14 protein-coding genes are annotated in these 22,774 nt (G+C 36.9%); 10 read left to right on the forward strand and 4 right to left on the reverse strand.

Translation table 11 applies throughout. The features are described 5' to 3' along the window. Window positions 1–171: 171 nt before the first annotated feature. The 5 genes from A6M55_RS01125 (at window position 172) to A6M55_RS01145 (ending at window position 10,302) form a co-directional block, all read left to right on the forward strand. Window positions 172–3,357 (forward strand): SusC/RagA family TonB-linked outer membrane protein, encoded by a 3,186-nt coding sequence (locus A6M55_RS01125; RefSeq protein ID WP_015029472.1) that lies wholly within the window; start codon window positions 172–174, stop codon window positions 3,355–3,357. Between the two features lie 25 nt (window positions 3,358–3,382). Continuing rightward, window positions 3,383–4,906: a SusD/RagB family nutrient-binding outer membrane lipoprotein gene (locus A6M55_RS01130; protein WP_015029473.1), complete on the forward strand. Its 1,524-nt coding sequence runs from the start codon at window positions 3,383–3,385 to the stop codon at window positions 4,904–4,906. Window positions 4,907–5,205: 299 nt separating this feature from the next. Next, window positions 5,206–8,271 carry a TonB-dependent receptor gene (locus tag A6M55_RS01135; RefSeq protein WP_015029474.1) on the forward strand — a complete coding sequence of 1,022 codons (3,066 nt, stop codon included), beginning with the start codon at window positions 5,206–5,208 and terminating at the stop codon, window positions 8,269–8,271. A gap of 36 nt (window positions 8,272–8,307) precedes the next feature. Beyond that, window positions 8,308–9,771 carry a RagB/SusD family nutrient uptake outer membrane protein gene (locus A6M55_RS01140; protein WP_015029475.1) on the forward strand — a complete coding sequence of 488 codons (1,464 nt, stop codon included), beginning with the start codon at window positions 8,308–8,310 and terminating at the stop codon, window positions 9,769–9,771. 57 nt (window positions 9,772–9,828) lie between these two features. Beyond that, window positions 9,829–10,302: a DUF4843 domain-containing protein gene (locus tag A6M55_RS01145; RefSeq protein ID WP_015029476.1), complete on the forward strand. Its 474-nt coding sequence runs from the start codon at window positions 9,829–9,831 to the stop codon at window positions 10,300–10,302. 121 nt (window positions 10,303–10,423) lie between these two features. Here the strand turns inward: A6M55_RS01145 and A6M55_RS01150 are convergent, their stop codons facing one another. Beyond that, window positions 10,424–10,753 carry an RNA-binding protein gene (locus tag A6M55_RS01150; RefSeq protein ID WP_015029477.1) on the reverse strand — a complete coding sequence of 110 codons (330 nt, stop codon included), beginning with the start codon at window positions 10,751–10,753 and terminating at the stop codon, window positions 10,424–10,426. Window positions 10,754–10,933: 180 nt separating this feature from the next. Next, the gene (locus tag A6M55_RS01155) at window positions 10,934–13,312 is read right to left on the reverse strand and encodes an ATP-dependent DNA helicase RecQ (protein WP_064196183.1); all 2,379 of its coding nucleotides are present in this window, start codon (window positions 13,310–13,312) and stop codon (window positions 10,934–10,936) included. Between the two features lie 232 nt (window positions 13,313–13,544). On the opposite strand from A6M55_RS01155, the gene A6M55_RS01160 reads away from it, so the two are divergent. The 3 genes from A6M55_RS01160 (at window position 13,545) to A6M55_RS01170 (ending at window position 17,045) form a co-directional block, all read left to right on the forward strand. Beyond that, complete coding sequence (locus A6M55_RS01160) at window positions 13,545–14,519, forward strand: SIS domain-containing protein (RefSeq protein WP_064196209.1); 975 nt, start codon at window positions 13,545–13,547, stop codon at window positions 14,517–14,519. Between the two features lie 166 nt (window positions 14,520–14,685). After that, window positions 14,686–15,945, forward strand: a complete 1,260-nt coding sequence (locus tag A6M55_RS01165; protein ID WP_064196184.1) for a YjgN family protein — start codon at window positions 14,686–14,688, stop codon at window positions 15,943–15,945. Between the two features lie 26 nt (window positions 15,946–15,971). After that, window positions 15,972–17,045 (forward strand): M48 family metallopeptidase, encoded by a 1,074-nt coding sequence (locus A6M55_RS01170; protein ID WP_064196185.1) that lies wholly within the window; start codon window positions 15,972–15,974, stop codon window positions 17,043–17,045. 63 nt (window positions 17,046–17,108) lie between these two features. Here A6M55_RS01170 and A6M55_RS01175 read toward each other — a convergent pair whose 3' ends face one another. Continuing rightward, complete coding sequence (locus tag A6M55_RS01175) at window positions 17,109–17,501, reverse strand: helix-turn-helix domain-containing protein (RefSeq protein WP_015029482.1); 393 nt, start codon at window positions 17,499–17,501, stop codon at window positions 17,109–17,111. 128 nt (window positions 17,502–17,629) lie between these two features. Between A6M55_RS01175 and A6M55_RS01180 the strand changes: the two genes are divergently transcribed. Further along, the gene (locus A6M55_RS01180) at window positions 17,630–18,493 is read left to right on the forward strand and encodes an SDR family oxidoreductase (RefSeq protein WP_064196186.1); all 864 of its coding nucleotides are present in this window, start codon (window positions 17,630–17,632) and stop codon (window positions 18,491–18,493) included. 51 nt (window positions 18,494–18,544) lie between these two features. Continuing rightward, window positions 18,545–19,438 carry a dioxygenase gene (locus A6M55_RS01185; RefSeq protein WP_082892888.1) on the forward strand — a complete coding sequence of 298 codons (894 nt, stop codon included), beginning with the start codon at window positions 18,545–18,547 and terminating at the stop codon, window positions 19,436–19,438. Between the two features lie 67 nt (window positions 19,439–19,505). Here the strand turns inward: A6M55_RS01185 and A6M55_RS01190 are convergent, their stop codons facing one another. Next, entirely contained in the window at window positions 19,506–22,634 is a 3,129-nt protein-coding gene (locus A6M55_RS01190) for an efflux RND transporter permease subunit (RefSeq protein ID WP_064196187.1), read from the reverse strand. Window positions 22,635–22,774: the final 140 nt, after the last annotated feature.

Genomic DNA, 22,774 nt, shown 5'->3' on the forward strand with positions numbered 1-22,774 from the left:
AGTTTTCTTTTTGTTTGTTGCATTTTATACACGTATTTATACTTAATATTTTATAATAGGTTATAAAAACTTCGCTAATATTCTTTGCAAAATATTGTTTTTGTCCATAACTTTATTGTCAAATTGGCAGAAATGCCAAATATTCTAAACTAAAAACTAACAACAAACTGTATGAGGAAACTTCTACTTGCCAGCATCATGCTGGTTTGGGCTGGCTTTGCTTTTGCCCAAGACAAAACAGTTTCGGGGAAGGTAACTTCTTCTGAAGATGGCTCTCCACTCCCAGGTGTAAGTGTAATTGTGAAAGGTACTTCGAAAGGTGTAACCACTGACGTAAATGGCGTTTACAAAATCAACACTTCTGGTAAATCAACCCTTACATTTAGCTTTATTGGTTTTGCAACTCAAACTGTAGAGTTAAACAATCGTACGGTAGTTGATGTGCAATTGAAAACAGATGCATCTCAATTACAAGAAATCGTAGTGACTGCACAAGGTATCCGTAAAAATTTAAGAGAAATTCCTTACGCATACTCTAAAGTAAGTACTGATGATATTACTGTTGGTCGTTCGCCACAATTAGCACAGGCACTTTCAGGTAAAGTAACTGGTTTGGCAGTGTATAACGTAAACAATAGCGTTGACCCATCGGTAAAAATCGTATTACGTGGTTTCCGTTCATTAACTGGTAATAACGAAGCTTTAGTAGTATTGAACGGTATGCAAACAACCTCTACGGTTTTAGCTTTAATTAACCCTAACGATATCGAAAGTGTTTCGATTTTGAAAGGTGGTCAGGCTGCTACACTGTATGGTTCGGCTGGTATTAACGGAGCTTTAGTAATTACTACAAAGAAAGGTTCAAAAGGAAAAATGAGAGTTAATTACTCGAATAGCACCAACTTCGAGCAAATTAACTTCTTGCCAGATTTTCAAGATAAATTTGGTTCGGGTTCTCACTACTATCAATCTTTTGGAACAGCGGGTTACAGCACTGACCCACTTGTGAGAATGAAAGAAAACTGGAGAGCTTACGAAAACCAACAATTTGGTGACCCATTTGATGGCACAATGAGAATTCAAGGACGTGTAGCTGAAGATGGTAGTAAATTATTAATTCCTTATTCGGCTATTCCGAATGCAAGAAGAAAAGCATTTGATATTGGAGTTTCTACTAATAATCAGATGAGTTTCCAAGGTGGAGATGATAATGGTTCTTACTTCTTATCAGTTGAAAATCAAAAAATCAATGGTATTGTTCCTCATGATAAAAGTGAAAGAACAGGTGTGAGAGCTTCTGCGACTAGAAGATTCAACAAGTTAGAGTCGAACTTCGATGCAAGTTATACACAAGCCGCTTATGATAGAACTTCTTCAGATTTCTATAATGATGTTATCAACCAGCCAGCAAACTTGCCATTGAGCGATTTGAGAGATTGGCAAACAAATCCTCAAGCGAATCCGAATGGATATTATAACGACTATTATAATAACCCATATTTCAATGCAGATAATAACCGCCAAAAATATAAAGATGCTAATATTAGCGGTAACTTCACATTGATTCATAAGACTACGAACTGGTTACAATTTACAAACCGTTTGGGTGTTATGAATAATTCAAGAACTGGTAAAAATACAACTGGTAAGTTCTTGTACTCTGACTGGGCGAAATCAAAAGCTAATATTCCTTCACCTTGGTATTTTGATGGTGATGGCGAAGGTATCTATCGTGCAATTTCTGATATTCAAGGTAGTGTTTCTGATTATTCAACTACAGAAAACGTTATCAACAACGAATTCCAAGCTCAATTAACGAAAGATTTCGGTGCATTTGCCAATAAATTGATTTTAGGTAGTTCGATTTATCAACGTTATACAAAATCAATTTCTGTTGGTTCAAGCTCAATTGTAGTACCTGAAGTTTATAACGTAGCAAACCGTCAGGGAGAATTAACGGGTGGTGAATCAAATACAATGGAACGTAGATTTGGTTATTATGCCGATTTAACAACTAATTATAAGAACTGGTTGATTTTGAATGGTACTTTCCGTTATGATAATACTTCTCGTTTCTATAAGCCTACACGTCCGAAAAGCTATTATGCTTATCCTTATTATGGTGCAGGTGTTTCGTTTATTGCAACAGATGCCATTCCGGCAATCAAGAGTAATATCTTGAATTATGCTAAACTTCGTTTGAACTACAATAAAAACGCCAATGATAATATTCCATTGTATGGTCTTGACCTAGTGTATAACAATGGTGCTAACTTCCCTTACGGAAATACTGTTGGTTTGACTGTTGGTAATACGCTTCCTGATGCGTTCTTGAAGCCAGAAACTGTTTATTCTTCTGAAGTGGGTGGTGAATTCCAATTATTCAATAACCGAGTAACTTTAGATGTTTCAGCTTATTCTCAAACTTCAAAAGGACAGGTAATCACAGTTAAGATTCCAAATACAACTGGTTTCAGTAACTTGTTGATTAACGTTGGTGAAACAAAGAACTGGGGTTATGAAGCAGATTTGAAATACCTTCTTTTGAAGCGTGGAAAATTAGATTGGGATTTTGGCGTAAGATACTCGTTTAACGATAATAAAGTAATCGACTTGTATCCAGGTGTAAATGAATTCCAATATGGTGGATATTCTTATGCAAATACAAACGTAATCAAAGGTATGAGATTCCCAATGTTGAAGACAGATGGTTATCAATATGCTCCAGATGGCTCGGGTTATGTATTAGTTAATGGAACTACTGGTTATCCATTGAGAAACACTACGCTTACTTCACGTGGTGGTACACTTCCGCGTCATATTATTGGTTTAGGTTCTAAATTAGCTTATGGTAGCTTTGCATTCAACTTCAACTTCGAATATCGTGGTGGAAACGTAATGTTTAGTGACTTAGGTCGTCAGATGACATTTACAGGTTCAGGTGGATGGACTTCAGACCGTCTTCCACATATCTACCCTAACTCTGCAATCTTAAATGCAGATGGTAAGACTGTTACACCTAATACTACAGTAAATGTACGTGAAGCAGAATATGCTCTTTGGGTAGATAACTATCGTTTAATTTCTGAAAACTTCGTAAGTCCAGGTTGGTTCATCAAATTACGTGATATCAACTTCTCATACAGCATTCCAGAAAAATTACTCGCTAAAACTAAAGTTTTCTCAACAGCAAGTATTGCAATTTATGGTCGTAACTTGCTTACAATAGTTGATAAAAAGAACTACTATACTGACCCAGAATTTAGTTATACAACTGGTAATGGTTTGGGTATCAACAATACAACCCAAACACCTCCTGTTCGTCAGTATGGTGTGAACTTAAATTTATCATTCTAATTGCAAACTAAAACTAAACTCTCAAATGAAAATTAAATCAATATTAGCATTAGCATTTGTGACGTTGTTAGGGAGTGCTTGTAACGAGAAATTCTTAGACATCAACACAAATCCAAATACATTGCCAACAGCTTCGCCAAACTACGTGTTTACGAATGCGTTGAATACATCGGCAGCTAACATGGTCTCGCCAAGTGAAACGGGTTCTTACTGGTCAGGACAATGGACACAGTCAAATGGTTATATCATTTCGACAACTACCTTTGCGTATAACTTTACCAATGGTGATTTTAACTACTGGGATGGTTATTATGATAATTTGAATGATTATCAGTTTGTAATTAATAATGCAGATTCTTACAACCAAAAATTCTTGAAAGGGCCTGCGAAAATTATGAAAGCATTGTTATTCCAACAATTAGTTGATTTGTACGGAAACGTTCCATACTCTGATGCTTTGAAAGGGGTAAGTTCATTAGCACCAAAGTTTGATGACCAAAAAGCTGTATATGAAGAGCTTATCAAAACTTTAGATGAAGCAATTGTAGATATTAAAGCGAATGCTTTTGCAAGTGCATATACAGGTTCTGATATAGTATTTAAAGGAAATAATACTAAATGGATTAAGTTTGCAAATTCTTTGAAGATGAGAATTTTGATGCGTCAAGCAAGAGTTTCAGGTAGAGATTCGTATATCAAAACTGAAATTAATAAAATCGTTTCAGAGGGCTCTGGCTTTATAACTGGTGAAGATGTTGGCGTGGGTGGAACAAGCTTCTTCTTAGCAACTGCCGGTAAATTAAACCCAGTATATGATCGTTGGGGATATGATGCAACTGGTGCAAGAAGAGCATTGAATAACTTCCCACGTATTACGAAATTCTTGATTGATGAAATGAAAGCCAATAAAGATACACTTCGTATGAAAAGAATTGCTTACGCAGTTGGTAATGAAGGTGCAACTCCGGGTGTAAGTGCCAAAGCAGAAATTGCTTCAAACTATACAGGAACTCCTTTTGGTGCAAGTTCTGGTTATTTACCTGCCAATACATCGGCTGTTGGTCCAAGTCTTTTGGTAAAAGGTGAGTTTAATCGTTCTTATGTTGTCTTAACTGCTGCCGAAGTACAATTAAATTTGGCTGAAGCTAAGGAAAGATATCCAGATGTAACACTTCCAGGAACAGCTCAATCTTATTTTGAAGAAGGAATAGCTCAGTCATACCGTGCTTTGGGAGCTAAAGCAGCTGATGCCGCAGCATTTAAAGGAAGTGGTATCAATAACTACGATTACGTTGCATCAACTAATAAGCTAAATGCAATTGCCTACCAAAAATGGATTGCACATTCGAACTTAAATGGGTTTGAAGCTTGGGCTGAATACCGTAAAACAGGTATTCCGAGCATTCCACAAAGTATTCAAGTAGTTGATAACAAGCGTCCTGTTAGGGTATTGTATCCAAATACTGAATCTGGTTCAAACTCTGCAAACGTATCTGCTCAAGGAACAATTGATTACTTTACTACTAGATTATTCTGGGATGTGGACTAATTAAGAAAAATTTTTCTTGAACAAAAAAGGCAGCCTTTAGGCTGCCTTTTTTGTTTTACCTAGGCGATAGTATCCGAATTTATTTTCTTTTACTACGTGAATTGTTGTTTTTGGGAGTTTTTGAGGTTTTACCAAATATAGTTTTGAAAATATTAAAACTATATTAAAACAAAAACCCTCTTTAGATTGTTTTTAAAAATGTTGTATTGTGTGTGTAACAACATTAATTTTGCACCCTAATTATTATAAATTTAATTATTGCAAGTTTAACTATTAACAAACTAACTAAAACAAAACAAATGATGAGGAAAAATCTACTATGCCTCCTTATTGCAGTTTTTATGGGTTTGCAAGCATTTGCACAAGATAAAACTGTTTCGGGTAAGGTTACATCTTCAGATGATGGTGCTCCACTTCCGGGAGTAAGTGTTTCAGTAAAAGGAACTAGCCGAGGAACAACAACTGATGCCTCTGGTGTGTACAAAATAACAGTTCCAGGCAATGCCACTCTTATTTTTAGTTTCATTGGTTTTACTTCACAGCAAGTTGGAGTGAACAACCGTACAATTGTTGATTTACAATTAGTACCAGATGCAACTGAACTTTCAGAAGCAGTTGTTGTAGGCTATGGTACGCAGTCTCGTAGAACATTGACAGGCTCACAGGCGTCAGTAAAGGGTTCTGAAATTGCAACTATGCCAACTAACTCTTTTGACAAAGCACTCCAAGGACGTGCGGCAGGGGTTCAGATTTTAGGGGCAAACGGTACGCCTGGTGGTGCTGCACAAGTACGTGTACGTGGTGTTGGTACTATCAAGGGTGGTACAGACCCACTATATGTGGTTGATGGGGTACAAATCAACTCTAACAGTGGTTCGGCTGCCTTTACAAGTACTAATCCTTTAAACTATCTTAATCCAAATGACATCGAATCAATCGAAGTATTGAAAGATGCAGCTTCTGCGGCTATTTATGGTGCTGCTGCTGCCAATGGTGTTGTTTTGATTACCACTAAAAAAGGAAAATCTGGTGCAACAAAAGTAAATGTTGATTATTACAGTGGATTTGTACAACCAACAAAGTATTTAGATGTATTGAATACGCAAGATTGGATTAAAGTGCGTACAGAAGCGTTGGTTAATCAAGGTACAGAGCCAACTACCGCTTTAAGAAACGCTCTAAGTGGTGTTCGTCTTGACCCAAATTTAACGGCTGACCAAATCGCAGCTTTACCAACTTATGATTGGCAAAAAGAAGCATATGTATCAGGAAGAACAAATAACTATAGCGTAAGTTTAAGCGGAGGTAGCGATAAATCTACTTTCTATCTTTCTGGAACATATAATACTAACGACGCAAACGTTCGTAATGTTGATTATAAAGGTGGAAATATCAACGCTAAAATCAGCAACAAAATTACTTCTCGCTTATCGATTGATAACTCAATTAATTTGAGCTCGTTCGTACAACGTGGTCAATTTGGTGGTCCTGGTGGTGGTAGCTTCTTAGGCTCGCCAACGTTCTCTTCACCGTTGATTCTGCCGCATAATCCAATCTATAAAGATGATGGAACTTATAACGGTACACCAGCTGAAGGTGGTATTGCAGGTATCCTAAACCAAAACGTATTAATGGTTAGTGATTTGAACAAAATTCAATCACGTACTAATCAGGCAATCGCTTCGACTACACTTACTTACAAAATCATGCAAGGGCTTTCATTCCGCCCATCTGCAAGTATTGACTACCGTTATATTAAAGGTTATAATTTCCAAGACCCACGTACTGCCGATGCGTTTAACGTGAAAGGTAGAATTCAAAACCAAAATACTGAGAACATTAACATTTTGTTGAATGCAGTATTGAACTACGACAAACAGTTCAACACAGTTCATAATTTGAATGCACTCGTAGGTGGTGAATATAGAAGCGACCAATCTGAAAACGTACAGCAATCAGCAGAAGGTGTACCTACGCCACAGTTTACTGTAGCAGGTGCTGCCGCTAACCCAATCACGACTTTTGCTTCTTGGTCTGGTTACAAAAAAGCAGGTGTTTTTGGTAGAGTGAGCTACGATTATGCTGGTAAATACTTATTTGGGTTAACAGCTCGTTATGATGGTTCATCACGTTTCGGTGCAAACAACCTTTGGGGTTTCTTCCCAGGAGTTTCGGCTGGTTGGGATTTATCGCAAGAAGCATTCTTGAAAAACAATGCTTACGTAAATCAGTTAAAACTTCGTGTTAGTTACGGTGCATTAGGTAGTGACCAAATCGGTAATTTTGATTCAAGAGGTTTGTATGGTGGTGGTTTCAACTACAATGGTGTGAGTGGTATTGCTCCAACTCAGCTTAGCAACCCTAACTTGAAATGGGAGAAAAATATTACTACAAACTTTGCAGTAGATTATGGTTTATTCAATAATAAAGTACAAGGTTCGGTAGAATACTTTATTCGTACGAGTAAGGATTTGATTCTAGACCGTCCTGTAACTTGGTTGAGTGGTTATAGCACTATCTCTGAAAACGTTGGTTCATTAGAAAATAGAGGTTTAGAGTTTGATATCAAGACAATAAATATTGATAAATCAGCTAATAATAGAGGATTTAAGTGGACTACTTCTTTCAATTTCACCCAAATTGATAATAAAGTTACAAAACTTTATGATACACTTACTGTACTACCAGGTCGTGCGGCTGATGCATGGATTAAGATTGGATACCCTGTTAACTCAATCTATACAGCTGAGTATGCAGGTGTAAACCCAGCAACTGGTCGTGCGATGTGGTATGATAACAATGGTAATATCATTTATCGTTTAGCTGGTAACCCTGATTCTTACTCGAAAATTATTGGTAGTCAGATTCCAAAATATTATGGTGGTTTAACAAACACTTTCTCATTCAAAGGATTTGATTTAGAAGTATTCTTCAACTACGAATTTGGAAGAACAGTATTTAATAACCAATCAGCATTTATGGCTGAAAATGGTGGTAGAACTTTCAATACTTTACAATCAATGTACGATAATCGTTGGACTACCCCAGGCCAAATTACAACTGTACCACGCCCATTCAATGGTAATGCAGAAGTATTAGGCTCAGGTATCACAGCAGGTTCTCGTTTCTATGAAGATGCTTCATTCATTCGTTTGAAAACTGCTACGTTTGGTTATACTTTCCCAACTGCTCTATTGAAGCGTGTGAAAATTGACAGAGCAAGATTATATGTTCAAGGATATAACCTATATACTTGGAGCAAATGGACTGGTTTCGACTCTGAGTTTATCAACTTAGGAAGTGGAAACAACGGAACTATTCCTCAGCCTAAAACTTTAACATTTGGTTTACAACTTGGTCTATAATTTCAAACATCAAGAAAGAATTAATTTGATACAAACATGAAAGGAAAATATTCATTGAAAATAGCAGTCTTAAGCTTAGTGCTGACGTTTGCATCTTGTACTGATCTACTTGATGTGCAGCCACGTGCTTCGATTGATTCTGTGACTGCCCTTACCACTGAAGATGCTATCAATGCAGCAGTAAATGGTATCTACGATAGATTACAATCAACCAACCTTTATGGTAGAGATTTAGTAGCTATTCCTGAGGCTTTGGCCGATAACGGAAGAGCAACCAATAAATCTGGTCGTTTGAATGCTGAATATCAAAATCAGGTAAATGCTCATTTTATTCACTGGCAAACTTCATATTTTGCTATCAACCAAGCAAACCTTGTATTAGATGCGTTGCCAAAGGTTGAAAAAATGACTCAAGCAAACAAAGATTTTGTTGAAGCACAGGCTTTGTTCATCAGAGGTTTGCTTTACTTTGAATTGATGCGTGCTTATGCTTATGAGCCATCAGTTGAGCTTAAAGAAGTAAGTAAAGGTGGTGTGCCTTTATTGAAATCTGGAGTTGTTGATGCGACTCAAATCAAGTTAGAAGGTCGTGCGTCAATCAATGATGTATATGAGTCAATCTATGCTGACTTGAATAACTCAATCGCTAAGTTTACAAGTGCAAATAAGGCGGCATCTGCTGCTTTTGCTAATAAAACTGCTGCTCAAGCAATGTTATCACGTGTAGCTTTATACCGTGGTGATTATGCAAATGCTGCGAAATACGCAACTGATGCTTTGGCTGCTGGTAGTGTTGGTCGTTTCCAAGCAAGGGATAATTATGTTTCTGCTTGGCGTTCGGCAAATCACCCAGAGTCTATCTTTGAAATTCAGTATCAGACAAATGAGAATATTGGTGTAAATACTTCTCTACAAACTACTTATACTACTTTGATTGCTTCAGGAAACCGTACAACTACAGGTGGTTTTGGAGATTTAGTACCAACCAAAGCACTTTTAGATGCTTATGAGTCGGAGAGAGATTCTACAGGTAAAGTTATTGTTGATGTACGTCGTTCAATGTATGAGTTAGGTACTGCAGGTCGTGGAACTGCTGAAATTGAATGTACGAAATTCTTAGGAAGAAGTGGCCAAGTAAACCTTGATAACATTCCTGTAATCAGAGTTTCGGAAATGTACTTAAATCGTGCTGAAGCTCTTGCTAGAACTGGTAATGTAACAGGTGCATTAGCTGATTTAAACGTGATTCGTACACGTGCAGGTTTACCAGCAGCTAAAGATCTTGCAGGAGCAGCTTTAATCAACGAGATATTGAAGCAACGTCGCTTAGAGTTAGCATTTGAAGGACATCGTTTCTTTGATTTGAAACGCTTGGGATTAGATATTTCTAAAGCGGCTCCAGTACAAAGTATAGGATTCACAGATTTCCGTATGTTGGCACCACTTCCAGTACGTGAAATTCAGGCGAACCCTAATTTGAAACAAAATGCTGGATATTAATTCCTCAAGAATTCCATTATTTTGAATGCTTAAATTTTAAAAAACGTAAATCATAATATGAAAAAAATATTAGGTATAGCATTAGTAATGATGAGTACAATCATCATGTCATCATGCTTTAAAGACAACCAACCTGTATTCGATTCGATGTATTTGGTAGAGTTTCAAGATGCCGTTGTAACTGCCCCTGCATTGAATAAAACATTTCCAATCATTGCAGTTGCTAATGGTGCGGGTGTACAAACTCGTCGTATTAATTTAGTAGGTCGTCAGCGTGAAAATGAGGAATCAATCAAGTTTTCGGTTGACCCAAATGAAACAACAGCTAAAGAAGGTGTACATTATACACTTGAAGGTGGCTCAGTGAAAATTCCTGCAAAATCTAGCTTTGGCGATTGCAAAATTAATATCTTAAAAGCTCCAGCTGCTGCCGGAACAAGCGTAGTGTTGGTGTTGGTATTAGAAGGAAACGGAAGTGATATTAAACCTAATGAAAATTATAAAAAGTTAGGATTTAGAATCAACTTATAATATGTAAGTGAATACTGAAATAGGGGAGTTTCTACCAAGAAGCTTCCCTATTTTTATTGGGGAGGGCATAAAAAACGACTCCTTAGAAAGCCTAAAGAGTCGTTCGTCTATTTTTCTCGAATTAATATCTGTTTCGGTTATTATCACGGTTATAGCCACCTCTGTCGCCTCCACGATTGTAACCGCCACCACCGCCACCGCGGTTATCTCTTTTTTCTTCAGCTTGGTTTACTACTGCTGAGCGTCCACCAATATCTGAGCCGTTTAACGCATTAATTGCTTTTTGTGCTGCTGCATCGTCTGGCATTTCTACGAATGCAAAACCTTTGCTTCTTCCAGTGAATTTGTCAGTGATAATTTTGACTGATGATACTTCGCCATACTCTTCAAAATACTGCTTTAATTCGCTTTCTTGGATTTTAAAAGGCAGACTTCCAACAAAAATGTTCATGATATGTAAATAATTAGAATGGTAAATTTTTACAAATGTTGGTTTTATTTTCCAAAAAAGCTATTAATGTTCGATTTATTTAGCAAATAGTTTGAATTTTTTATATGAAAAAGGCATAAAACAGAGCTTTATCTACTAAAACTCTATTTTATGCCTCTTTTCTAGGGTCAATAATTCCCCTTAATTGGCCATTTCTGATAAGAATTTAATACGCATCAATCGAAGTTCTTCTTCTGTAATATCATCGCTTTCAAATTCTTTCAAAGCCACTGCGATATTATCTGTTTCTGCCGACATGAAGTAATCGTAGATTTCATCTTGGCGTTCTGGGTCAATGACTTGATTAATGTAGTAGTCGAGATTCAGACGTGTGCCCGAATAACAAATATGTTCGATTTCCTCAATTAATTCAGCCATCGTAAGGTCTTTTGCCTCAACAATTTCATCGAGGTTAATCTTACGGTCGATTTGTTGAATAATATAAATCTTAATCTTCGATTTATTTACAGCTGATTTTACCACTAAATCTTGAGTGGTTTCAATCTCGTTGTCATCAACATACTTCGTTATTAAGTCGAGGAAAGGTTTGCCAAATTTCTGTACTTTACCCATACCTACGCCATTTATTTGGGCTAACTCTTGTTGAGTTGTAGGGTAGGTAGTAGCCATTTCTTCAAGCGAAGGGTCTTGGAATACTACATAAGGTGGTACGTTTTTCTCTTTGGCAATTTTTTTACGAAGAGCTTTTAATAATTCAAATAATGCCGCATCGAAAGCACCTCCGCCCGAAGAACTATTATTGGTTGTAATATCGTCATCATCACTACTTTCAGTATTTTCGTAGTTATGGTCTTCTGCAATAGTGATTGGATAAGAATCTTCGATGAATTTATGACCCTTTTCGGAAACTCTTACTACACCGTAGCTATTCTCAATATCTTTTTCAATATAGCCCAGCACCATCATTTGGCGAAGGATTGATACCCAATAATCATTAGCAGTACGCTTATTATCGGATTTCTTAGTAGGCTTTTCGGCTTTTTTGCTTGGTTTCGAAGATTTTGCAGCAACAGGTTTTGTTTCTTCATCCTCCTCATCTTCTTCTGACAATTCTAATTCTACCTCTTCTTCTTCTTCCTCATCGTCTTCGTCATCTTCATCATGGGAAACAAACATGCCTTTTCCTTTACCATAAACTTCTAGTTTATCGTGTTCGTAGCTGCGAATATATGGGTTTGATGTATTCGCTGTTAAGATATCGGCAATGTGTTGAACATCAAATCTTTCGCCCGACTGGATGATTGCTTTCAAGCCGAGTACGGCTTCATCTTCGATTTTTATTTTTTTGGTTGGCTTGATACAGTTATCGCAGAAACCGCAGTCTTTATCTGTATATTCACCAAAATAGCTGAGTAACTGACGACGACGGCAAACACCTAAGTTTGAATAAGCCACCATCTCCATAAGCAATGCACGAGCATTATCTCTTTCAGTAACTGTTTTATCTTTATTGAATTTTTCTAACTTCAGAATGTCATCATAAGCATAGAACATCAAGCAGTTGCCCTCTAGGCCATCACGACCCGCTCGGCCAGTTTCCTGATAATAACCTTCGAGCGATTTCGGTGCATCATAGTGAATTACGAAGCGAACATCGGGTTTATCAATACCCATTCCAAAAGCAATCGTAGCAACAATTATATCACATTCTTCATTTAAGAATGCATCTTGGTTTTTCATGCGAGTATCGGCATCTAAACCTGCATGATAAGGCAAGGCCTTAATACCATTGACATTTAATAACCCAGCAATTTCCTCAACTTTCTTACGGCTCAAGCAATAAATAATACCTGATTTACCTTTGTTGTTGGCAATATACTTGATAAGTTGCTTCTTAGAGTCAATCTTCGGTCGGATTTCGTAATAGAGATTCTTACGATTAAATGAAGACTTGAAGATATGCGATTGCTCCATACTAAGGTTCTTCTGAATATCCTGCTGGACTTTCGGGGTGGCCGTAGCTGTAAGGGCAATAATTGGAAGATTTGGGTCGATATCATCAATAATACCTCTGATTCTACGGTATTCAGGTCTGAAATCGTGGCCCCATTCTGAAATACAGTGAGCTTCATCTACCGCAATAAACGAAAGCTTGGCTTTTTTCAAGAATGTAAGATTATCTTCTTTGGTTAATGATTCGGGTGCAATGTATAATAATTTACAATCGCCGCTCATTACATCATTCTTAACACGGGTCATTTCCGACTTATTGAGAGTCGAGTTTAAAAACTGAGCATTGATTCCAAAAGCTGACATTTGGTCAACTTGGTTTTTCATGAGAGCAATCAGTGGCGAAATAACAATAGCAGTCCCATCCAAAACCATTGCTGGTAGCTGGTAACAAAGTGATTTTCCTGCCCCAGTTGGCATAATCACAAATGTGTTTTTACCGCTCACAATGTTATGGATAATGGGCTCTTGTTCGCCTCTGAAGGCGTCAAAGCCAAAGATTTCTTTTAGTTTTTCTTTTAAGGTCTGTTGTATCGCTGCGTCTACCATAAATGCAATATTGCTGTACGGAATAATTATAATAGGTGAGTAATTACGCTAAGTTAGTATTTATTTTTCAATTAACGATTGAATTATTTTTGTGAGTTAGGCGTAATTAAACTTAGAATTCTATACTAAATCAACCAAGTTTTATTTTTCAGACAAATATCTTTTGCTTAGCTTTATCTTGTTAGCTGAGCAAACATCAAGTACTTTTGTTATTAAAACAAGGATTAATAAAGTGAATACGAAGTTAGAAAAAAAAATACAAAGCGTTGCTAAAAAAGTTTTGCAAGATGAAGCGGAGGCAATTCTTTCTTTGAAAAGTTATATTAACGATGAATTTGAGGCTTGTGTAGAAGCAATTCTTGGTGTAAAGGGTAGATTAATTGTAACAGGAATTGGGAAAAGTGCAATTATTGGTCAAAAAATTGTAGCAACCATGAACTCTACAGGCACCCCTGCTATTTTTATGCATGCAGCAGATGCTATTCATGGAGATTTAGGAATGATTCAAAATGATGATATTGTGCTTTGTATTTCGAAAAGTGGAGATACCCCTGAAATAAAAGTATTGGTGCCCCTTTTGAAAAGATTCGGAAATCAATTGATTGCGATGGTGAGTAATGTAAACTCATATTTGGCCAAAAATTCTGATTTTATCCTAAATGCTCACATAGTCCGTGAAGCCTGCCCACTTAATTTAGCTCCAACAACTTCTACAACAGTAGCCTTGGCATTAGGTGATGCTTTGGCCATGTGTTTGCTCGAAGCACGTGACTTTACGAGTAGAGACTTCGCTAAATATCATCCGGGAGGAAGTTTGGGTAAGAAACTTTACTTAAAAGTAAGAGATATTTTCCCACATAATGCTGTTCCTAAAGTGCATGAATTGGCAGATGTGCATGCAGTAATTCTTGAAATGACTTCAAAACTTTTGGGAGCAACAGCGGTAGTAAATGACAATAACGAGCTACAAGGCATCATTACTGATGGAGATTTGAGAAGAATGTTAAATAAACAGCAGGATTTTTCAAACCTAAGAGCAAAAGATATCATGAATGCTACTCCGAAAGCAGTTTCACCAGATGAATATGCCGCTAGTGCATTGGCAATAATGCAAGAAAAAAGTATTACGCAATTAGTAGTCGTTGAAGGCAGGCAATTAATTGGTTTTGTTCATCTTCATGATTTGTTGAAAGAAGGTTTAGCCTGAATTTTTAAAATAAAAAAGGTTGTGAGCAAAGCCCACAACCTTTTTTATTTTAAACTACATTCAATAAATAATACGCGTGTATTTCTCAATAATAGCCAAAGTATATGTATATTTCCCCACAAAATATGTTACGCTTACCATTATTCACATCAATTATTCAACTTCAATGACTGAACATTTACCTGAAGACAATTCTTTAGAAACTACTGATGATAACTTAAAAAGCTTACAAACTTCTTCTGAAAATGAGAATAAAGCAACGGAAGGAACACAAGATTTACCTGTTGAAGAAACCCCACCTCAGGTAGAACCCCCAGTTCAAGCGGAGCCCAAACAACCAATCTTTCATGCTCCGTGGTTTTTATCGTTTCATGGTGAAGGAACACAGTACTTTGTTATTAGGCTAATAAATGCCATTTTACAAGTGGTTACTTTCAACTTTTATTATCCATGGGCGAAGGCAGCCAAGCTAAACTACCTATATGAGCAAACAGAATTTGCTGGAAGTCGTTTCAAGTTTCACGGTACAGGCCGAGAAATGTTTATAGGATACTTAAAACTTCTTCTAATTTTGATTGTAATATATGGCGGTTTTTGGTGGGCAAGAGGTGATAATCGCTTCATTTTGGGCTTTTTACTGTTATATGGCGGTTTGATTTTGGTTTATCCTTTAGCCATTCATGGTACAGCTAAATACCGTTTGTCTCGAACCACATGGCGTGGGATATTCTTTGGATATCGTGGTCAATTAGGTGAACTTTTCGCTAAATTTTTTATAGGTGTATTGCTCACTCTTTTCACATTTGGAATTTATTTATCTTGGCTGGAAATTGATTTACGCAAGTATGTTACCCAAAATGTTCGTTTTGGTAGTGCTGAATTTGATTTTGTGGGCAAAGGGGGAGATTTATTCCTTATCAAGCTCAAATATTTCGCATTTATGTTTGCTGCATTTTTTGTAGTTATGATGATGTTTGGAATTTTTGGCGTTAGTATGTCAAGCTTCATCAATCGAGATAGTTTAGAAAAAATGAGTACTCCTTCATTTGGATTTATTATATGGTTAATTCTTACTTATTTCTTTGTTATTGCCATTATAGGTGCATTGGCTTTGATGCGTCAGCGAGAAATTTTTCAATATTACGCCGATAATACCTACTTGTATCAAAACAAGCAATGGCACGGGGTAAAATTGAATATGACTTTTAGCGATTTATTTGTTTTAAGTATCACTAATATGCTCCTAATTGTGTTTACTTTGGGTATTGCTACGCCTTTTGTTGAAATCCGTACATTGCATTTTATTATGCCGCGTTTAGCAATTGATGGCTCGTTTGACCCTGACGCTTTAACTCAAACAGAAAGCAATTATCGAGATGCCACTGGCGAAGACCTCGGCGATTGGTTAGATATTGATTTGGCCTAATACACCATATCTAAAATACTATAATCATGGAATACGTAGCAATATATTACGATGGTAAAACCAGCCAACCCTACGAAGCTCAAGTGAGTTTCGTAGGAGATAGGTTGATTATTAAGTACGGGAATGGAGAGGTAGAATGGCAGATACCTAAAATTGAATATAGTTCATTTACGGGAAAAGGGAAAACGATGCTACAATACGGAGACTTTCCGCATCAATACCTTGAATTTTTGTTAGATTCTCCTTTAAACAAAGCACTAGAAAACTATTTGCCTAAACGCCGAGAGGGATTTTGGGCATTTGCTAATGAATTGGCAGGAGCGGGTTTTAGGGGTTTATTAATTACGATAGCAATTTTTGTAGCTATTACTGTGGGTTTTTACTTCTTGTTGTTACCTAAAATTGCTGAATATGTTGCTGCTCAGATTCCAGTTGAGACCGAAGTTGAGTTAGGAAAACAGTTTTATGATAGTTTTGTTGGGGGAAAAGAAATTGACCAAGAACGAACCAAACAGCTACAAATATTTGCTAAGAAAATAGATTTCCAGACTAAATATCCGCTCAAATTTACGGTAGTAAAGGACAAACAAATAAATGCTTTTGCTTTACCTGGCGGCAATGTAGTAGTATTTGATGCCATTCTTGAGAAAATTAAAACGCCTGAAGAATTAGCCGCTTTGCTATCGCACGAAGTAACACACGTGAAAGAACGCCATTCTTTAAAAGGGCTTTCGAGAAGTTTGGCTGGTTCGATGGTGGTTTCGGTGATTGTTGGTGATATGAATTCAATCGGGAATATCATGGTGAGCCAAGCCAATAATATTTATGAATTGGGTTTTACTCGCGAGATGGAAAAAGAAGCAGATTTAGAAGGACTCGAAATCATGTTTCATAATAAACTTGACCCCAAAGGCATGACTAGACTTATGGAACGCCTGCATGAAGAAGAAAAAAAATATGGCGTTGATAAAATGCCCGCATATCTAAATTCGCACCCAATGACCAAAGAACGTATTGATTATATCAATAAAGAATCAAAAGGGCATAAGGGAGAAAAAAATAAGGAGTTAGAAGAAATTTGGAGGAAAATTGAAAAATAATGTAGACGACACACCTGCAAAATCTTATCGAATACAGGTGTGTCATACTTTTTGATAAAAATATTAAACCGCTTCTTTTTTTTCCTGAAAAACGGGTAGTAATTGTACCATATTAGCTTCACGGTGTTGCAAGCCCCAAGTAATCATCGCTTCTAAAACACTGCTTAACTGCTTCCCAGATTCAGTCAATTCGTATTCTACCGTTACAGGTGTGGTATTGTAAACACTTCTACTAATAATTCCGTTGGCTTCTAAATCTTTTAGTTCTTGTGAGAGCATTCGGGGAGTAATTTTTGTAATTTCTCGCTCAATTTCCTTGAAACGTTTCTTCCCAAATAATAAAGTGCCAATAATTGGCATTTTCCATTTCCCTTGAAAAGCGTTGAGTGTATCTTGAATAGCCAATACGTAAGAAACTGGACATTTCTTTACATTTTCTAATTTTAGTATCTGCATCTTGTTGATTATTAGAATACTATACTTTTTGATACTACTATACAAAAGTATACTGATATATTTTATATAGCAAAGTTAATATACTTTTGTGCCATCGAAAACAAATTATTAACAAAAATTTTAAAGATATGATATTGGTAACAGGTGCAACCGGACAACTAGGTGGTTTAGTAGTAGAAAATCTATTGAAAAAAATGCCAGCAAGTGAATTAGCGGTATTGGTAAGAGATGCCAGTAAAGCGGCAGATTTAAAAGTAAAAGGTGTAGATGTAAGAGTAGGAACATATTTTGATAAGGAATCATTAACAAAAGCTTTTGAAGGTGTTGAAAAAGTACTGTTGGTCTCCTCTAATGATTTTAATGACCGTTTAGGACAGCATAAAAATGTAGTTGATGCTGCAAAAGCTGCTGGAGTTCAACATATTTTTTATACAGGTGTAACACTAAAAAATATTGAAACTTCACCTTTGAAACCACTTTTAGGCGACCATTATCAAACCGAAGATTATATCAAGGTGAGCGGACTTACTTACACTTTCTTACAAAATAGTCTTTATCAGGAGGTAATCCCAATGTTTGCTGGGCCAACTGCTCTCGAAACTGGTATCTTCTTTGCAGGTGGTGAAGGAAAAGTTGCTTTTGCTTCACGAATAGATTTAGCCGAAGCAACTGCCAATATTCTTGCTTCAACAGGCCACGAAAATAAAACTTACAATCTGACAGGGGCCGAAGCTCATTCGTTTGCTGATATTGCTGCTGAGTTATCGAATCTTTCGGGAAAAACGGTAGGGTATGTAAGTCCAGAATCAGAAGCTTTTGAAACTTCACTCAAACAATTTGGTTTGCCAGAAGGAATTGTTATTATGTCGGTTTTATTTGCAGCTGGGATTAAAAATGGAGATTTTGATGTTACTTATTCTGCTTTAGAAGAATTATTGGGTCGTAAGCCAACAGATTTGAAAACTTTTTTGAAGGTGGCTTATGGAGTTTAAAATACTTCTCGAAGTTTTATTAACTTTGAATACCTGAAAATTTAGAAAATCATGGAACGGAAAGAGTTTCTGCAATCAATTTTATCACTCTCGGCAATGGGAACACTCAGTAGCTTCAAGCAATTTACCGATACCTTACCAACACAAAGCAAACGAATGCCAGTGTTGTTTACCTCACATGGAAATCCAATGGATATTCCTTTATCAAAAGAAGATCGTCCATTTTGGAATGCACTATTTCATTTGGGTAATGAATTACAAAAAAAATATGAGGTAAAAGCAGCTTTGGTGGTATCGGCACACTGGTGTTCGCGTGGAACCTTTGTGAATATCTCGCCTGAGCAGCAACAAATTTATGATTACTATGGTTTTCCCAAACATTATTACGACCCGAAGTATCACGCTAAAGGTGCACCAGAAATTGCAAAAGAAGTAACAAAAATTATCCCGTCAGTACATGAAACTACCGAATGGGGGCTCGATCATGGTGCTTGGCCAATGTTGATGCACTTATTTCCGAAGGCTAATATTCCTGTTTTTCAGATGAGTATTAGTTATTACGAATCGCCTCAATATCATTATGAATTAGGTAAACAATTAAAATCTCTTCGTGAAAAGGGGGTTTTAATCATCGGAAGTGGCTCTTTGATTCATAATCTGCAAATTTTAGGTGAAAAGTTTCGTACTGGTGATATGACTCCTTTTGGATGGGAGCCCGAATATGATGCTTGGATAAAAAAACAAATTGATGAGCGTAATTTTATGAATGTGGTTAATTATGAAACAAGCCACAAATTAGGCAAACTAGCAGCTCCAACTCCTGACCACTTTGTGCCTGTACTTTATAGTTTAGGCCTAATAGACCCTAAAGATGAGTTGAAGTATTTTTATGAAGGAAAGCCAAATTTACCAGCTTTTAGTGAACGCAGTTTTATTTTGGCTTAAGAATATATCTTTAAATAAAAAAGTCGAGGGCATGACTCTCGACTTTTTTTATATCAATCTTAAATGCTTACTCGTGTACAAGTTCGGCGGTTTTCTTAGCATTCTTTTTGTTTGATAGTTTTAGTATTCGATTCTTCAATGATTCGATAATCATATACATAGAAGGTACTAAGAAAAGTGTAAGAAGGAGTGAACTCGTAAGGCCACCGATAATTACCCACGCCATTCCATTTTTTACTTCTGCACCTGAGCCGGAAGCCAATGCAATTGGTAACATACCCGCAATCATGGCTATGGTTGTCATGAGAATTGGACGCAAACGCTCTTTACCAGCCTCAATAAGAGCTTCTTTGACCGAAAGTCCTTCAGCTTTTAAGTGATTGGTAAAATCTACAATTAGAATACCGTTTTTAGCTACTAAGCCCAAGAGCATGATTAGACCAACGATGGCAAAAATAGTAAGTGATTCCATAGTTAGTGCAAGTGCCAATAAAGCACCAATCAAAGCCACTGGAATAGAGAATAATACCACAAATGGATAAACCACACTTTCGTAGAGGGCCACCATGATGAGATAAACCAATAGAATACCTAGCCCGAATGCTAATCCTAAACTACCAAAGGCATCTTTTTGGCGTTGGGCTTCTCCTTGAAATTCAATTGTAATGCCATCGGGAATTTTAAGTTTGGCAATTTCCTTTTCAATATCAGCTACAATTGTACCCGTTGGACGACCTACGGATGAAGCCGTAACTTTGATTGAATTCATTCGGTCAGAACGCTCAAGAACTGCTTGACCAACAACTTCTGAAATATCGGCTATCTCGTTAAGTTTTACGATGCTTCCACGATTTGTTCTTAAAGTAAGTGCTCTGATATTTTCAATCGAGCGTCTATCTGACTTTTCCAACGAAATATTGATAGGATATTCTTCTCCTTCTTGTTTGAATTTCGATAGGTCGTTTCCTCTGAATGCCAACTGAATAGCTCCACCAACTTCAGGAACACTTAAGCCAGCTTGAGCGATTTTCTCACGATTTAATTGAATGGCAATTTCGGTTTTAGGACTTTTCGTACTAAATTCTACGTAATCGGTTCCGGGAGTTTTACGGACAATATTCTTAACCGATTGAGCAACCTCTCGGATTTGCTTCATATCAACACCCTTCACGGCAATCTGAATAGGTGCTTCACTATTACCAGTGATATTAGCGGGACGAATGACTACTTTTACCCCCGGAATCTGTGAGATTTCGTTACGAACCATGTCACCAAATTTATCTGATGAAATGCTGCGTTTTTCTTTGTCAACAAGTGTTACCGCAATTTCAGAAATATTTGAGTTTGAATTTCCTGAACCCATTGCACCAGTTTGAGTACCTACATTGGCAAAAACTTTAGTAACTTCTGGTTTTTGAAGTAATAACTGCTCTACTTGGCGAGTCATAAGGTTGGTTTGGTTCAATGGCGTTTGAGGCGACATTTCGAGCTGAATGGTCAATTCTCCACGGTCACCAGCACCTGTAAAAGCAGTACCAATAAAGCCAGCAGGTAATAGAGCAATTGAACCACAGAATAGGGCAAAAATTACTAATAATACCCAACGTTTATGGTTTAATGCCCAAGATAACATTCGGCCATATTCATCTCTTAAATTATTGAGGAAATTCTCAAAAGCAAGGTTGATTTTACCCCAAAGACTTGATTTACTCAAAATCTCAACCTTGCCCCATCTTGATGCCAAAAGTGGCGTAAGTGTAAAAGAAACCAATAAACTCATGAGGGTTGAGAATACTACAACTAAAGAAAATTCACGTAGGATATTGCCAATCAAGCCGCCACTCATAGATAAAGGTAGGAAAACCACCACATCGACAAGCGTAATGGCAAGGGCAGTAAAACCAATTTCGTTTCTACCATCAAGAGCCGCTTGCACCTTATTCTTACCCATTTCGAGGTAGCGATAGATATTCTCTAAAACCACAATACTATCATCAACCAAGATACCTACTACCAATGAAAGTCCCATGAGGGTCATTAGGTTGAGCGAGAAGCCAAAAACATACATCAGAATGAATGTTGGTATCATGGCCGAAGGAATGGCAACCAATACGAACATTGAGCTTCGGAAACTGTGTAAAAAGAACAACATTACGCCTGCTACAATTACAATAGCCAAGAACAAATCATGTACTACGGCGTCGGCTGAGGCAAGTGTATAAATCGATTGGTCGGCCGCAATTTCGTAGTTGAAGTTTTTAGAGGCATAAGATTGCTTAATTTTCTGTAATGTTTCTTTGACTGATTTACTCACATTTACAGCATTCGCATCTGCTTGCTTTACAATTTCAATACCAATACCAGCCTTTCCATTATTTCGATTAATGGTTTTAGATTCCGTTTGACCATCTGTAATATTAGCAATGTCTTTTAATAAAACTCTGCTTCCATCATTATTTTGTCGAATAATAAGGTTACGAAGTTCATCTACCTTTATAAGTTTCGCATCTAATCTGATTGATGTACGATTATCATTGCTTAATACGCTACCTGCTGGAAACGAACTATTGCTATTGGCAATGGTTTGATTTACTTGGGCAGATGAAATATTGTAGGCTTGTAATTTAGTATTATCAAGATTTACTTGAATTTCACGCTCATTTCCACCGATTAATCTAACTGTACCTACACCTGCTACATTTGAGAGAATAGGCTTGATTTTTTGCTCGATTAAATCATACAAAGCTGGTTCCGAGATATTTGCCGAAGCACTTATTCTAAGTACAGGAATTTCATCAGTATTAAAACGATTGACAACGGGGTCGTCGGCATCATCAGGTAATGTCGATTTTATTTGATTTATTTTACGTTCGGCATCTCGCTGTGCATCAAGTGTGTTGATACCTGCTTTAAGCTGAACAGTTACGATAGAAATCCCTTCTGATGAAGTAGAAGCAATCTTATCTACACCCTCGATGGCCGAAATGGCTTCTTCGATGGGTTTGGTGAGGGTATTCTGAATTTCATCAGAAGAAGCACCACGATATACGGTTTGAACCATGATTACGTTGGCTTCGAACTTTGGCAAAAGATTGTAATTCAATTGCTTATAGCTAATCGCACCAAACAAAATCAGCGTTACGAAAAATACCGTAATCAGCAATGGGCGTTTGATTGATATTTCGGTTATTGACATTTTTTTAATAGTTATTTGTTGATTAGTTACTGGTCTACTGAGAAACTGCTTATTTGTTTATTTCTTAAAAGTTACTGGTTGAGTGCATGATTTTTAAAATTTATATTAAATCACAAATCCCCGCATAACTAATTTACCAG

The organism is Emticicia sp. MM (assembly GCF_001649495.1).

What these genes read in the sequence shown, in the direction of transcription:
- A6M55_RS01135 (WP_015029474.1), top strand. Translation starts at nt 5,206, where the DNA reads ATGATGAGGAAAAATCTACTATGCCTCCTTATTGCAGTTTTTATGGGT.
- A6M55_RS01180 (WP_064196186.1), top strand. Translation starts at nt 17,630, where the DNA reads ATGATATTGGTAACAGGTGCAACCGGACAACTAGGTGGTTTAGTAGTA.
- A6M55_RS01190 (WP_064196187.1), bottom strand. Translation starts at nt 22,634, where the DNA reads ATGTCAATAACCGAAATATCAATCAAACGCCCATTGCTGATTACGGTA.
- A6M55_RS01170 (WP_064196185.1), top strand. Translation starts at nt 15,972, where the DNA reads ATGGAATACGTAGCAATATATTACGATGGTAAAACCAGCCAACCCTAC.
- A6M55_RS01185 (WP_082892888.1), top strand. Translation starts at nt 18,545, where the DNA reads ATGGAACGGAAAGAGTTTCTGCAATCAATTTTATCACTCTCGGCAATG.
- A6M55_RS01140 (WP_015029475.1), top strand. Translation starts at nt 8,308, where the DNA reads ATGAAAGGAAAATATTCATTGAAAATAGCAGTCTTAAGCTTAGTGCTG.
- A6M55_RS01155 (WP_064196183.1), bottom strand. Translation starts at nt 13,312, where the DNA reads ATGGTAGACGCAGCGATACAACAGACCTTAAAAGAAAAACTAAAAGAA.
- A6M55_RS01130 (WP_015029473.1), top strand. Translation starts at nt 3,383, where the DNA reads ATGAAAATTAAATCAATATTAGCATTAGCATTTGTGACGTTGTTAGGG.
- A6M55_RS01175 (WP_015029482.1), bottom strand. Translation starts at nt 17,501, where the DNA reads ATGCAGATACTAAAATTAGAAAATGTAAAGAAATGTCCAGTTTCTTAC.
- A6M55_RS01125 (WP_015029472.1), top strand. Translation starts at nt 172, where the DNA reads ATGAGGAAACTTCTACTTGCCAGCATCATGCTGGTTTGGGCTGGCTTT.
- A6M55_RS01150 (WP_015029477.1), bottom strand. Translation starts at nt 10,753, where the DNA reads ATGAACATTTTTGTTGGAAGTCTGCCTTTTAAAATCCAAGAAAGCGAA.
- A6M55_RS01165 (WP_064196184.1), top strand. Translation starts at nt 14,686, where the DNA reads ATGACTGAACATTTACCTGAAGACAATTCTTTAGAAACTACTGATGAT.
- A6M55_RS01145 (WP_015029476.1), top strand. Translation starts at nt 9,829, where the DNA reads ATGAAAAAAATATTAGGTATAGCATTAGTAATGATGAGTACAATCATC.